Origin of the sequence: Microbacterium sp., assembly GCF_049650565.1 — a bacterium.
Classification (GTDB): domain Bacteria; phylum Actinomycetota; class Actinomycetes; order Actinomycetales; family Microbacteriaceae; genus Microbacterium.
Window position 1 is genome coordinate 78,952 of sequence record NZ_JBASAK010000003.1, and the last position, 12,937, is coordinate 91,888.

A 12,937-nucleotide genomic window follows, 5' to 3' on the forward strand; every position below is an offset into this window, starting at 1 on the left:
TTTTCAATCCTAGCGCCGGGCGAGGAACTTAGTTAGGCTATCTAAGTAATGACCGAGGACTTCGCCACCACTGCCTCCGAGCTCCGCTACGCCATGTTCCGCACCACCCGCCGGCTGCGCCGCGTGCGCTCCGTCGACGCGATGAGCGACGCGCAGCTCGCTGTCCTCGGCGTGCTCAAGGCGCACGGCCGCCGCACGATCTCCGGCCTCGCCGAGCACGAGCGCGTGACAGCGCCCACCATGAGCGCCACCGTCAACGGGCTGGCCGAGCTCGGGCTGGTGGTGCGCGTGCCCGACGAGGACGACCGCCGCCGCGTGTACGTCGAGCTCACCGAGCAGGGCGGCACAGTCGTGGCCGACACCGTGCGCCGCCGTGATGAGGCGATGGCGGAGATGATCTCCGGGATCGGCCTGTCGGATCAGGAGCTGAGCGTGCTGCGCGATGCCGCCGCCGTGCTGCGGAAGGTGGCCGACGCATGAGTGTCGCATCCGCCGGGCGCGGGGGCGCCATGTTCCGCTCGTTCCGCTCGTTCAACTACCGCACCTGGTTCTTCGGCGCCATCATCTCGAACATCGGCGGCTGGATGCAGGCCACCGCCCAGGACTGGGTGGTGCTGACCGAGCTGACCAACAACGACGCCGCCGCGATGGGCGCCACGATGGCCCTGCAGTTCGGTCCGCCGCTGGTGCTGGTGAGCATCACCGGCTGGGTGGCGGACAGATTCGACCGCCGCAGGATCCTGATGATCACGCAGTCCACGCTGATGCTGCTGGCCGTCGCCGTGGCCGTCATGCTGCTGACCGACGTGCTGACGCTGCCGATGATGCTCGGCTTCGCCGCGGCGTTCGGCGTGACCAATGCCTTCGACTCCCCCGCACGACAGGCGTTCGTCTCGGACATGGTCAGCATCGACGACACCCCGAATGCGGTGGCACTGAACTCGGCATCCTTCAACATGGCCCGCCTGATCGGCCCGGCCGTCGGCGGCGTGGCCATCGTGGCCATGGGGCCCGGCTGGGTGTTCGTCGCCAACGCCGCCACGTTCCTGGCGATGCTGGTGGCGCTGCTGGTGATCCGCCCGGCGCTGCTCATGCCCAGGCCTCGCGGACACAAGGGCAGCGCGGGCCTGGCCGGCGGGTTCCGCTACGTGCTGAGTCGTGCCGACCTGGTGGTCGTGTTCGTGATGGTGTTCATCATCGGCGCGTTCGGCATGAACTTCCCGATCTTCGCCTCGACCATGGCCCTGGAATTCGGCAGGGGAGCCGACGGCTACGGACTGCTGAGCTCGGTGCTGGCGATCGGCTCGCTCACCGGCGCACTGCTGGTGGCCCGGCGGGATCGCGCCCGCGTGCGGGTGATCGTCTTCTCTGCGGCAGGGTTCGGCGCAGCATCCATCGTCTCGGCGTTCATGCCGGCGTACTGGAGCTATGCGGTCGTGCTGATCCTGGTCGGCTTCACCACCGTGAGCATGCTGACCACCGCCAATGGCTATGTGCAGACCACGACCGAGGCGGCGCTGCGCGGGCGCGTGCTGGCGCTGTACATGGCCGTGCTGATGGGCTCCACCCCGATCGGTGCACCGATCGCCGGATGGATCGCCGACGCATTCGGCCCGCGAGCCGCCATCGTCGTCGGCGGTATCGCAGGTCTTCTGGCCAGTGCGATCGGCGTGGGCTGGATGCTGTGGTCCGGCCGCCTGCACCGCCAGGAGCGCACCCGGTTCCTGCTCACTCTCGATGAGACGCGGCCGCTGAGCGTGATTCAGGCGATGGCACCGGAATCGTTCGACGAGAAGACCACGGCCACGACGTCCATGCCCCTGCCCCCGCGACGGAAGAAGACGGACTGACGCATGGGCCGGCATCCGCGTTCGCTCATGCCGGCGCTCGGCGCGCTGACCGCCTTCGGGCCCATCTCGCTCGACGTCTACCTGCCCTCGCTCCCCCAGCTGGGCGCCGAGTTCGCGGCATCCGAATCACTGACCCAGCTGACGATGAGCGCCTGCATGATCGGGCTCGCGCTGGGGCAGCTGCTCTGGGGGCCGATCAGCGACCGGTTCGGCAGGCGGATGCCGCTGATGATCGGCGTCGCGGGCTTCGCGGTGACCTCGGTGCTGTGCGCGTTCGCGCCGACCATCGAGGCGCTCATCGGCATCCGCGTGGTGCAGGGCCTGTGCGGTGCGGCGGGGATGGTCATCGCCAGAGCCGTCGTGCACGACCTGTTCCGGGGCGTGGAGGCCGTGGCCGCGTTCTCCACACTGGCGGCGGTGATGGGTGTGGCGCCCGTGCTGGCTCCGCTGATCGGCGGCGCCATCGTGACGTTCTCGGACTGGCGGGGCGTGTTCATCGCGCTGGCCGTGATCGGGCTGCTCATGCTTGCGGTGGCCATCCTCGGGGTGCCGGAGACTCTCCCCGGCGATCATCGCACCACCGGCGGCCTGGTCAACGACGTCCGCGGCATCGGCGCGGCGCTGCGCAACGGGCGCTTCATGATGGCGGCGATCACCCTGGGCATCGCCTCGATCGCGCTGTTCTCGTACCTGCAGCTGTCGCCGTTCGTGCTGCAGGTGCAGTACGGGCTGAACGCCCAGGGCTTCGCGATCGTGTTCGCCGTGAACGCGGTGGGCATCACGGCCGCCGCGAACCTCAACCGCCGGCTCGCGCAGCGGCGGGTGCCCGGCGCGGTGATCGTGCGCTGGTCGCTGACGGTCGGCACGGCCGGCGCCCTGGCGCTCACCCTCTCGGGGACGCTGCACTCCCCGCTGCCGTGGCTGCTGGTGCCGCTGTTCATCGGCATCTGCACGCACGGCCTGAACAATCCGTCGCTGACCGCCCTGGCGCTGGGGTACATCACGCACAGCGCGGGTTCGGCATCCGCCGTGCTCGGCACGCTGTCGATGCTGCTGGGCGCGTTCGTGCCGCCGATCGTGTCGCTGCTGGGCGTCTCGGCTGCAGTGCTGGGTGCGGTGATGCTCGCATCGTTCGCGCTGAGCCTGATGCTGGTGCTGGCCGCACACCCTCCGGCCTCCCGGCGTGAGAATCCCCTTCCGACATGAGAGATGCGCGCAGGCGCGATGTGGTTTTTCACGGGTGGATGCTATGCCCGCGACGTAGCCTGAGGGCATGAGCGTACGCGCGAGGCGGGCGGGCGCGGCGGGGATCGCGTCAGCGCTGCTGGGCGCGGGCGCAGGCGAGCTGGCCGCGGCGCTGGCGGCTCCGACGTCGAGCCCGTTCGCCGTCGTGGGTGGTGTCCTCGTCGATGCGGCGCCGGCATGGGCGAAGGACACCGCCATCGCCTGGTTCGGCACCTCCGACAAGACCGCGCTGCTGGTGGGGATCGGCATCGTGCTGCTGGTGGTGGCGGCACTGGCCGGCATCGCCGAGGCGCGGTGGCGCCGTGCCGGGGTGGTCGCGTTCGCCGCGCTGGGGCTGATCGTCGGCATCCTGTCGCTCACCCGATCGGATGCCGGACTGCTGGCCTGGCTGCCATCGGTGCTGGCCGGCGTGATCGCCGCCATCGCGCTGCGCTCCCTGCTCGGCCTGGTGCGGACGCCGTACCCGTCCGCAGGACGATTCCCCCGCATGTCCGTCTCCGAACGTGCGGATCCGCCTGCATCCCTACCGGTCTCGGAAGGACGAGCGGATGCCGTGGACGGGCCGACCCGGCGCCGATTCCTGACCTGGACCGTCGGCACGGCCGCGGTCGGGGTGGCGCTCGCGATCGCGGGCACGCTGGCCCGCGCGGGGTCGACCGCGGTGACGGCCGCGCGCGAGGCGATCCGCCTGCCGAAGCCCGCCACGCCCGCGCCGGCAATCCCGGCATCCGCTTCTCTGGACGTGGCGGGCATCTCCCCGCTGATCACGCCCGCCGCGGACTTCTACCGCATCGACACGGCGCTCGTCGTGCCCACCGTCGATCCTGCGAGCTGGCGGCTGCGCATCCACGGCCTGGTCGCCCACGAGGTGACGCTCACCTGGGACGAACTGCTGGCGCTGCCGCTGGTGGAGAGCGCGGCGACGCTGTCGTGCGTGTCGAACGAGGTGGGCGGTGACCTGGTCGGCAACGCGGTGTGGCTCGGGTATCCGATCCGCGAGCTGCTGAAGCGGGCGGTGCCGCAGGCGGATGCCGACATGGTGCTCTCCACGTCGGTCGACGGCTTCACAGCGGGGACGCCGCTTCAGGCGCTGACCGACGAGCGCGCGGCGCTGCTGGCGGTGGGGATGAACGGCGCTCCGCTGCCGCTGGAGCACGGGTTCCCGGTGCGCATGGTCGTGCCGGGGCTGTACGGCTACGTCTCGGCGACGAAGTGGGTGACCGAGCTGGAGGTCACCCGGTTCGACCGCGCGCGGGCGTACTGGACCGACCGCGGCTGGTCCGAGCGCGGGCCCATCAAGCTGCAGTCCCGCATCGACGTCCCCCGCCCTGGTCGCGACGTCCCCGCGGGCGACTCCGTGATCGCCGGGGTCGCCTGGCAGCCCGCCACCGGGATCGCGGGCGTGGAGGTGCAGGTCGACGACGGCGACTGGCAGCGCGCCGAGCTGGCGACGGCCATCTCCGACGACACCTGGGTGCAGTGGCGGCTGCCCTGGCCCGCGAGGGCCGGGCAGCACAGCATCCGCTGCCGCGCGATCGGCGGCGACGGGACGACGCAGACGGATGCCGTGGCGCCTCCGGCACCGGACGGCGCCAGCGGCTGGCACACGATCAGCGTGCGAGTCTCCTAGGCGCCGGCCGTCCGGCCGCGCTTCGTGGTGATCACCGGGCCCATGCCGCCATCGGAGGGTGCGGACATGCGCGAGTTCGGGTGCGGCCGGTCGCCGAGCGTCGCGGTCACGATGTCGCGCACGGCCGGGAATCGGCGCGACCACACCAGCAGGTCGGCGAGCGTCATCGGGATCTCGCCGCGGCGCACCTGCGCGATGCGGTCGAACGTCATCTCCGGCGAGGTCGGGTCCAGAGTCGGCAGCACGGATGCCAGGTTCGAGAGCTCCATGGCGATCTCCTCGCGGATGGCATTGGCCACCCAGTGCTGCGCGTTGGCCGCGATGAACGCGGCATCGGCGGGGTCGACTCCCGCTGCGGCCCGCATCGGCTTGCCCCACAGCCCGAACATGTCGGGCCGGTCCACCAGGTCGCGGGGCCGGCGTCCGCCCTCATCGGCGGGCTCGTCCCGAGAGTGCCCGCCCGCGGCGGACTGCTCGCGGTGGTTGAACGCCCCGTCCGCCGCTTCAGGGCTCTCCCGCCGGGGGTTGAACGCTGCCACCACCGCCCCATCCTCTCCGTGCTCCACCAAGCAACGTCTCAATCGTATTCGCGCCTCGGCCGGCGAGACTTCACTTCTCGCATGAAACCCCTGCTCTGCAACGCAGTCTGCAAGCTGCGGCTGAAGGCCCGTCGAACACGTGTTACACGCTCTTCACGAATTCATGAAACGGGTGTACCGTCGCCTCTCATGAGCACCATCATCAGCACGCGCGGTCTGACCAAGACCTATGGTCGCGTGCACGCCCTCGACGGTCTGGATCTCGAGGTGGAGGCCGGCCAGGTGCACGGCTTCCTCGGGCCGAACGGCGCCGGCAAGTCCACCACCATCCGCATCCTGCTGGGCCTCGCGCGCCGCAGTGGCGGCGAGGCGAGCGTCTTCGGGCTGGAGCCCTGGGGCGACGCCGTGCAGATACACCAGCGCACGGCGTACGTGCCGGGTGACGTGAGCGTGTGGCCCAACCTGTCCGGCGGCGAGGCCATCGACTTCCTCGCACGCCTGCGCGGCGCGCGCACGAAGGATGCCGCGTACCGCGCCGAACGCGAGCGCCTGATGACGGCGTTCCAGTTCGACCCGCGCAAGAAGGGCCGCGCGTACTCGAAGGGCAACCGGCAGAAGGTCGCGCTCATCGCGGCGTTCGCCGTGCCCGCCGAGCTGTACATCCTCGACGAGCCCACCAGCGGCCTGGACCCGCTGATGGAGGTCGTCTTCCGCGACGAGGTGCAGCGCCTGCACGAGCGCGGCGCGACTGTGCTGCTCTCCAGCCACATCCTCTCCGAGGTCGAGCTGCTGTGCGATCGGGTCTCGATCATCCGCGCAGGCCGCATCGTCGAGTCCGGGACCCTGTCCGAGCTGCGGCACCTGACCCGCACGGAGGTCTCGTTCCAGGCTCTCGACGACGACGCCCTCGCCGGCATCCCGCAGGCGCACGACGGCGTCGTCGAAGAGGGCCGCGCGCGGTTCACCGTCGATTCGGATGCCGTCCCCGCCGTGCTGCCCGTGCTCGCGCAGCGCGCGGTCACCGGACTGCGCATCGAGCCGCCCTCCCTGGAGGAGCTGTTCCTGCGGCACTACGGCGACGACCTGGCGGCTCTGGAGGGCGACGGCGACGCTTCAACAGGCTCAGCGAACCATAAGGCCAAGTCCCCGGAACACGGAGCGGGCGACGCTTCGACAGGCTCAGCGACCCAAGGCGGGAGCTCAGCAACCCAGGGCGGGAGCTCAGCGACCCAGGGCGGGAGCTCAGCGACCCAGACGCGGCGGTCCAGGAAGGATCAGGAGGCGAGGCGATGATCATGCCGCTTCTCCGGCAGCGCCTGCGCCGTGACTGGCTGCAGCTGACGCTGTGGATCCTCGCGACGGTGCTGATGGCGTACTCCGGCTTCGCGGGCGTCACGCAGTCGTACGCGACGCTCGAGGACCGCATCGAGGTGCTGGCCGCCGTGATGGCGAACCCCGTGATCATGATGTTCCGCGGGCTCCCGTCCGGCGCATCCGAGGGGCAGTTCCTGTCGTTCGAGATCCTGCCCTGGCTGACCATGCTCGCGGCGCTCATGAGCATCTTCCTGGCCGTGCGGCACACCCGGGGCGACGAGGAGGCCGGCCGCACCGAGCTGCTGGCGGCGACCCCCGCCGGTCGCGCCCTGCCGACCATCGCAACCGTCATCCACGGCGTCGCGGCCAACGTCGTCCTCGGCGTGCTGGTGGCGCTGGCGCTGATGGGCTCCAAGCTGGATCCGGCAGGCTCGTGGCTGACGGGCATCGCCTCGGCCGCCACCGGCGTCGCGTTCCTCGGCATCGGCCTCATCGCCGCACAGCTCATGCGCACCTCCCGCGGAGCCAACTCGCTCTCGGTGTGGATCCTGGTCGGCACGTTCCTGCTCAACGGGATCGGCGACGTCGCGGGCACGCCGAGCAACGACCTCACCCGGATCTCGAGCTCCGGACTCGTCTGGCTCTCGCCGTTCGGCTGGGCCGCGCAGGTTCGCCCGTACGACACGGACAACCCCGTTCCCGCACTGCTCGGCCTCGCCTTCGGCCTGGTGCTCGCGGTCGCGTCCGTGGCACTGCAGTCGGTGCGCGACATCGGCGAGGGGTTCATCCCCGCGCGCCCCGGTCGGGTGCACGCGCGACCTGCGCTGTCGAGCCCGCATGCGCTGGTGTGGCGGCTGACGAACGGTGCGATCATCGGCTGGGCGGTGGGCGGCGTGCTGACCGGGATGCTGGCGACCAAGCTCTCGGGCCTGGCGGGTCAGATCGCCGGACAGAACCCCGCCGTGGAGCAGATCCTCGACAAGATCGGCAAGGCCGGGAGCCTGGAGCAGACCGTCGTCTCGGTGTTCTTCACGATGATGGGCATCCTCGCCGCCTGCGCGGCGGTGCAGATCCTCGCACGGGCACGACAGGAGGAGGCGCACGGCACGGCCGAGATCGTGCTCGCGCAGCCCGTCGGGCGGGTGCGATGGCTGCTCGACTACCTGCTGGTGGCGACGTTCGCGATCGCGATCATCGTGGCCGCGACCATGCTGGCGGCCTTCGCCGGAATCGCCGGGAGCAGGAATGCCGACTCGCTCGCCCAGGTGGTCACGGTCGTCGGCCTCGGCCAGGGACTGGCGGCCTGCGTATTCACGGTGCTCACCGCGCTGGTGTTCGTGCTCGTCCCCCGCGGCACGATCGGCATCGCGTGGACTCTGGTGCTGCTGGCGACGGTCTTCGGACTGTTCGGCCCCCTGTTCGGACTGCCGCAGTGGACCACGCGATTCTCGCCGTTCGCGGTCACGCCCATGGTGACCGGCAGCGCGACCGACCTGCGCGGCACGTGGTGGCTGGTGCTGATCGTGGCCGTCGGCGCCGCGGCATCCCTGGCGCTGATGCGCCGCCGTGAGCTCCACCCGGCCGGATAGCCGTGCAGGTGAAAGGATGAGCGCATGAGCGACGAGCACGTGGGGGTGGATGCCGCGGAGAGCGCGGCCGCAGCCATCACCGCGGTCGGCTTCCCCCGGATGCCGGCGCGGGTGATGATGGCGCTCATCGCAGCGCCGTCGGACGGCTACACGGCATCCGAGATCGGCGAGCGACTGGGGGTCAGCGCCGCCGCCGTCTCCGGCGCCGTGCGCTACCTGCAGACGCTGCACGTGATCCGCAAGGTCTCCCGCCCCGACCAGCGCCTTGCCCACTACGAGATCATCTCCGACGCCTGGTACGGGATGATGACCAGCAACTCCCCGGTGTACGACCGGCTGGCCGGCTACATCGACGAGATCGGCGCCGCCCACACCGTGGATGCCGCCTCGCGTGTCCGCGCCGAGGAGATGGCGGAGTTCTTCCGCTTCATGTCGCTGCGGATGCCGCAGCTGATCGACGAGTGGGAGACGCTGCGGGCTGAGCGGCGCCTCGGCAGCTGAGCCGAGAAGACCACACGACAGCGGGGCCCTTCTGCGAGGGCCCCGCTGCGATGCCCCCTCAGTCCTCCGGCCCGCGTTCGAGTTCGTGAGCGAGCGAATCCAGCTCCGCACCACCGGCCATCAGGGCCGTCAGCTCGGAGATGGTGATCTCGCTCTTCTCGAAGTACCCCATGCTCGTTCCCCGGTTCAGCAGCAGGAAACGATCCCCGACGGGATAGGCGTGATGCGGGTTGTGCGTGATGAACACGACACCCAGTCCCCGGTCGCGCGCACGGGCGATGTACTTCAGCACGACACCCGACTGCTTCACCCCCAGCGCGGCAGTGGGCTCATCGAGGATCAGGATTCGCGCCCCGAAGTAGACTGCGCGGGCGATGGCGACGCACTGCCGCTCACCACCCGAGAGAGTGCCTATCGCCTGATCGATGTCACGCAGATCGATGCCCATGTTGGCGAGTTCACTCTGCGCGATCTGCTTCATCTTGCGGGTCTCGAGCCTGCGGAACGGTCCCCACCCCCTCGTCATCTCCGAGCCCAGGAAGAAGTTGCGCCACACCGGCATCAGAGGCACCACAGCGAGGTCCTGGTACACCGTGGCGATCCCGGCATCCAGCGCCTCACGCGGAGAGGAGAACGTCACCGGCTCTCCGTCCAGGAGCATCACGCCCTCGCTGGGAGTGTGCGCGCCGGCGAGCATCTTGATGAACGTCGACTTTCCCGCACCGTTGTCCCCCAGAACGCAGGTGACCTGACCCTCGAACACCGACATCGATACCCCGGCCAGTGCGTTGACCGGTCCGTAGCTCTTGCCGACGTCGCGCACCTCGACGACGGCGGCGTTGGTCGCCATATCGGTCATTTCCGACCCCCTGCTCGTGTCCGGACCCAGTGGTTCAGGAAGACAGCCAGCAGCAGCATCGCTCCGAGGAACGTGCGCAGCCAGTTGGTATCCCACTGAGCGAAGGTGATGCCCTGGAAGACCATGCCGTAGATCAGGGCGCCCAATGCCGCGCCGACCGCCGACCCCAGTCCGCCCGTCAGCAGGCAGCCGCCGACCACCGCGCAGATGATGTAGATGAACTCCTGACCCACGCCGGTGTTGGCCTGCACGGTCGACGTGCGGAACAGGGAGATCATCCCGACCAGCCAGGCGGCGCCCGCCGTCCCCATGAAAAGACCGATCTTCGTCTTCACGACGGGCACGCCCACCTGGCGGGACGAGTCCGGCGCACCGCCCACGGCTGTGATCCAGTTTCCGGGTCGGGTGCGCAACAGGATCCAACTGGCGGCGCCGGTGACGAGGAACCACCACAGCACGGACACGTAGAACGTGCCTCCGCCGATCTGGACGGAGGATCCGAACAACGGCTGCACGCTGTCGTAGTGCGGCACTTTCGTCATCCCCTGCACGGCGACCTGGCCGGTGATCATCTTCGTGACCGCGAGGTCCAAACCGGCGATCACGAAGAACGTGCCCAGGGTGATGATGAAGCTCGGCAGTCCCGTCTTCATCACCAGCAGGCCGTTGATCGCGCCGACCACGAGTGCGAGAGCCAGGGAGACGAGTACGGCGACCCAGATGTTCAGCCCGTAATGGGTCGTGAGCACGCCGACCACGAGGGCGGTGAAGCCGGTCATCACACCCGCCGACAGGTCGAACTCGCCGCCGATCATCAGCAGCGCCACGGCGACGGCCATGATGCCGAACGTGGACGCGGACTCCAGCCAGACTCCCGCGCCGCTGAAGGTCATGAACGTCTCCGTGTACAGGCTGAAGAAGATCATCACGGCCAGTGCGGCGACCAGCGCGCCGACTTCAGGCCTGGCGAGAAGTGCCCGGATCGGTCGCCGCTCGAGCCGGGGCCGCGTGGCGAGCGTGACAATGTCTGTCGTGGTCATCGAATGCTCCTTTCTGAACGGGGCCGGGCACTGCGTGCCCGGCCCCTGAGCGATATCAGCGGGTGCCCTTCTTGGCGAACTCCGCGACCTGCTTGGCATTCTCGGCCGTGACGAATGCCGGACCCGAGTAGATCGGCTGGCCGCCGCCGATGTCATTGCCGTTGATGCTCTTCAGATACAGCGCCGTGACTCCGAGGAACCCCTGTACGTACGGCTGCTGGTCGATCGCGAACAGGATCTTGCCTGCCTCGATCTGACTGACGACGTCCTCCGAGAGGTCGAAGGTGGCGACCTTGGCCGAGCTGCCCGACTCGGCGACGGCGCCGACCGCGTCGATCGCGTACTGGCCGCCGAGGGTGAGGACGCCGTTGATCGACGGGTCCGCCTGCAGCTTCGACTTGATCGTCGCCTTGACCTCGGAATCGTTGGTGCCATCGACCTGGAGGTTGTCCATCTGGCCGGCGAACGACTTCGCCGCGGCGGCGCAGCGCTCTTCCAGACCGACGTTACCGGCCTCCTGGATCACGCAGAGGGCCTTGCTCGCGCCCTCCTTGCTGAGCCGCTCCCCGGCCGCGGCACCGGCGATGGACTCGCTCTGGCCGATGTGCGTGATCGCACCGAACGCCTTCGACTGCTCCATGCCCGAGTTGATCGTGACCACGGGGATGCCCGCGGTGACGGCCTTCTCGACGCTGGCGCGGACGCCATCCGGGTTGGCCATGGACACGACGATGCCGTCCACCTTCTGCGCCACCGCGTTGTCGATCAGCTGTGACTGCTTGGCCGGGTCGGGATCGGCGTTGTACGTCACCTCGGCGCCGTAGTCCTTTCCGGCCTGCTCGGCGCCCGACTTGACCCGGTCCCAGAATGCGTCGCCGGGTCCGGAGTGGGTGACGACCGCGTAGGTCAGATGCTTGGATGCGGTGGTGGAGCCGCCATCGGTGGTGCTCGTGCCGCTGTCCTGTCCGGTTCCTGAACAGGCAGTCAGCAGCAATGCTGCCGCGACCGCCAGGCCGGCGCCTGCGAGAAATCGCTTCTTCATGATTGCCCCTTTCGGTGAAGACCTTGCCGCCACCGACGATCCCTCTGTCCGACGACTGTGTCGTGGTCTAGAGTTGCATCATCATCTAGCTTTGTCAATACATTCTGTCATTCCAATGTCAAGCCTTCGAAGGAGCAGACCATGACCGAAGAACTCGGTGCCGGATTGATCTCGGTGGGATGGATGGGTCGCCTGCACTCACACGCCTACCGGGCGGTGAGACGGCACTACGACGACGTGCCCCGAGCCCGCCTCGTCATCGCGGCGGACCCCGACGCCGGCGGCCGCGCCCATGCCGAAGACGCACTGGGCTACGCGGAGACCACCGCGGACTACCGCGACGTTCTCGCTCATCCCGATGTGGACGTGGTCTCGATCTGCGCCCCCAACTTCCTGCACCGGGAAATCGCGCTGGCCGCGATCGAGGCAGGCAAGCCGTTCTGGATCGAGAAGCCCGTGGGCCGGGGATCTGCGGAGTCCCGCGACGTCGCGCGAGCCGCGGAGACGGCCGGCCTGATCACCGCCGTCGGATTCAACTACCGGCACGCACCCGCCATCGCTCACGCGCGAGAACTCGTGCGTCAGGGTGCTCTCGGCACGATCACGAACGTGCGGGTGGCGCTGCTGGCCGACTACTCGGCTGATCCGCTGGGCGCCCTCACCTGGCGGTTCCGGCAGGAGCAGTCCGGCACCGGCGTGCTGGGGGACCTCGCCTCGCACGGCGCTGACCTCGCACAGTTCGTCGTCGGCCGCATCGCGTCGGTGAGCGCACTCACCGAGACGTTCATCACACGGCGCCCGCTGCCCACCGCGGGAGCTGCCAGCCATTTCAGCCGCGGCGGCGACGACGATCCCACCGGCGAGGTCGAGAACGAGGACTACGCCGCCGCACTGCTGCGCTTCGACGGCGGCGCCGTCGGCACCCTCGAGACGAGTCGCGTCGCGATCGGCCCGCACGCGGAGTACCGCCTGGAGGTATACGGTACCGCCGGGTCGCTGCGCTGGGACTTCCAGCGGCTCAACGAGCTGCAGATCGCCGATGACACCTCCGGCTACCGCACCGTCATGGCCCGGCCGGGATTCGGCGACTTCTCCCGCTTCCAGCCGGGAGCGGGCACGAGCATGGGCTTCGACGATCTCAAGGTCATCGAGGCCGCGCTGTTCCTGCGCTCCGTCGCCCAGCAGCGGCAGCTGGCGCCGTCCACCGCGGATGCCTGGGCTGCCGCCGAGGTCGTCGACGCCGCTGTCCGCAGCGCGCAGACTCGCGCGTGGGCCGACGTCGTCTCGGTGTCCGGGCGCACCACGTTCGACTCCTGAGGCCGGGCTCC

At 69.4% G+C, this 12,937-nt stretch carries 12 protein-coding genes; 8 read left to right on the forward strand and 4 right to left on the reverse strand.

Annotated elements, in window-relative coordinates; genetic code table 11:
- Positions 1–48: 48 nt before the first annotated feature.
- The 4 genes from WA967_RS00565 to WA967_RS00580 all read left to right on the forward strand — a co-directional run bounded on the left by WA967_RS00565 (position 49) and on the right by WA967_RS00580 (position 4,725).
- On the forward strand, positions 49–480 hold the full coding sequence (locus tag WA967_RS00565; RefSeq protein WP_424418947.1) for a MarR family winged helix-turn-helix transcriptional regulator: 432 nt from the start codon (positions 49–51) through the stop codon (positions 478–480).
- Positions 477–1,850 carry an MFS transporter gene (locus tag WA967_RS00570; protein WP_424418949.1) on the forward strand — a complete coding sequence of 458 codons (1,374 nt, stop codon included), beginning with the start codon at positions 477–479 and terminating at the stop codon, positions 1,848–1,850. The genes WA967_RS00565 and WA967_RS00570 overlap by 4 nt, the downstream gene beginning before the upstream one ends.
- 27 nt (positions 1,851–1,877) lie before the next feature.
- Positions 1,878–3,056, forward strand: coding sequence for a multidrug effflux MFS transporter (locus WA967_RS00575; RefSeq protein ID WP_424418951.1), 1,179 nt, complete (start codon positions 1,878–1,880; stop codon positions 3,054–3,056).
- Positions 3,057–3,123: 67 nt separating this feature from the next.
- Positions 3,124–4,725 carry a molybdopterin-dependent oxidoreductase gene (locus tag WA967_RS00580; RefSeq protein WP_424418953.1) on the forward strand — a complete coding sequence of 534 codons (1,602 nt, stop codon included), beginning with the start codon at positions 3,124–3,126 and terminating at the stop codon, positions 4,723–4,725.
- On the opposite strand, the gene WA967_RS00585 is transcribed toward WA967_RS00580, so the two are convergent.
- Complete coding sequence (locus WA967_RS00585; RefSeq protein WP_424418955.1) at positions 4,722–5,267, reverse strand: hypothetical protein; 546 nt, start codon at positions 5,265–5,267, stop codon at positions 4,722–4,724. The two genes, WA967_RS00580 and WA967_RS00585, sit on opposite strands and share 4 nt — an antisense overlap.
- A 186-nt stretch (positions 5,268–5,453) precedes the next feature.
- Here WA967_RS00585 and WA967_RS00590 point away from each other — a divergent pair, with 186 nt between their 5' ends.
- Genes WA967_RS00590 through WA967_RS00600 form a run of 3 tightly spaced genes read left to right on the forward strand, consistent with a single transcriptional unit; the run spans position 5,454 to position 8,668 of the window.
- Entirely contained in the window at positions 5,454–6,557 is a 1,104-nt protein-coding gene (locus tag WA967_RS00590; RefSeq protein WP_424418957.1) for an ATP-binding cassette domain-containing protein, read from the forward strand.
- Positions 6,558–6,559: 2 nt separating this feature from the next.
- The gene (locus WA967_RS00595) at positions 6,560–8,167 is read left to right on the forward strand and encodes an ABC transporter permease (RefSeq protein WP_424418959.1); all 1,608 of its coding nucleotides are present in this window, start codon (positions 6,560–6,562) and stop codon (positions 8,165–8,167) included.
- A gap of 24 nt (positions 8,168–8,191) precedes the next feature.
- Positions 8,192–8,668: a GbsR/MarR family transcriptional regulator gene (locus WA967_RS00600; protein ID WP_424418961.1), complete on the forward strand. Its 477-nt coding sequence runs from the start codon at positions 8,192–8,194 to the stop codon at positions 8,666–8,668.
- A gap of 58 nt (positions 8,669–8,726) precedes the next feature.
- Here WA967_RS00600 and WA967_RS00605 read toward each other — a convergent pair whose 3' ends face one another.
- Genes WA967_RS00605 through WA967_RS00615 form a run of 3 tightly spaced genes read right to left on the reverse strand, consistent with a single transcriptional unit; the run spans position 8,727 to position 11,609 of the window.
- Positions 8,727–9,527: an ATP-binding cassette domain-containing protein gene (locus tag WA967_RS00605; RefSeq protein ID WP_424418963.1), complete on the reverse strand. Its 801-nt coding sequence runs from the start codon at positions 9,525–9,527 to the stop codon at positions 8,727–8,729.
- Complete coding sequence (locus WA967_RS00610; RefSeq protein WP_424418965.1) at positions 9,524–10,567, reverse strand: ABC transporter permease; 1,044 nt, start codon at positions 10,565–10,567, stop codon at positions 9,524–9,526. The genes WA967_RS00605 and WA967_RS00610 overlap by 4 nt, the downstream gene beginning before the upstream one ends.
- Positions 10,568–10,622: 55 nt before the next feature.
- Positions 10,623–11,609 carry a sugar ABC transporter substrate-binding protein gene (locus tag WA967_RS00615; RefSeq protein ID WP_424418966.1) on the reverse strand — a complete coding sequence of 329 codons (987 nt, stop codon included), beginning with the start codon at positions 11,607–11,609 and terminating at the stop codon, positions 10,623–10,625.
- Positions 11,610–11,750: 141 nt separating this feature from the next.
- On the opposite strand from WA967_RS00615, the gene WA967_RS00620 reads away from it, so the two are divergent.
- A complete protein-coding gene (locus tag WA967_RS00620; RefSeq protein ID WP_424418967.1) occupies positions 11,751–12,926 on the forward strand; it encodes a Gfo/Idh/MocA family protein in 1,176 nt (391 codons plus the stop codon).
- Positions 12,927–12,937 lie beyond the last annotated feature (11 nt).

Coding starts and splice junctions, on each gene's coding strand:
- WA967_RS00600 (WP_424418961.1), top strand. CDS start 8,192: ATGAGCGACGAGCACGTGGGGGTGGATGCCGCGGAGAGCGCGGCCGCA.
- WA967_RS00610 (WP_424418965.1), bottom strand. CDS start 10,567: ATGACCACGACAGACATTGTCACGCTCGCCACGCGGCCCCGGCTCGAG.
- WA967_RS00580 (WP_424418953.1), top strand. CDS start 3,124: ATGAGCGTACGCGCGAGGCGGGCGGGCGCGGCGGGGATCGCGTCAGCG.
- WA967_RS00565 (WP_424418947.1), top strand. CDS start 49: ATGACCGAGGACTTCGCCACCACTGCCTCCGAGCTCCGCTACGCCATG.
- WA967_RS00615 (WP_424418966.1), bottom strand. CDS start 11,609: ATGAAGAAGCGATTTCTCGCAGGCGCCGGCCTGGCGGTCGCGGCAGCA.
- WA967_RS00590 (WP_424418957.1), top strand. CDS start 5,454: ATGAGCACCATCATCAGCACGCGCGGTCTGACCAAGACCTATGGTCGC.
- WA967_RS00620 (WP_424418967.1), top strand. CDS start 11,751: ATGACCGAAGAACTCGGTGCCGGATTGATCTCGGTGGGATGGATGGGT.
- WA967_RS00570 (WP_424418949.1), top strand. CDS start 477: ATGAGTGTCGCATCCGCCGGGCGCGGGGGCGCCATGTTCCGCTCGTTC.
- WA967_RS00595 (WP_424418959.1), top strand. CDS start 6,560: ATGCCGCTTCTCCGGCAGCGCCTGCGCCGTGACTGGCTGCAGCTGACG.
- WA967_RS00605 (WP_424418963.1), bottom strand. CDS start 9,527: ATGACCGATATGGCGACCAACGCCGCCGTCGTCGAGGTGCGCGACGTC.
- WA967_RS00575 (WP_424418951.1), top strand. CDS start 1,878: ATGCCGGCGCTCGGCGCGCTGACCGCCTTCGGGCCCATCTCGCTCGAC.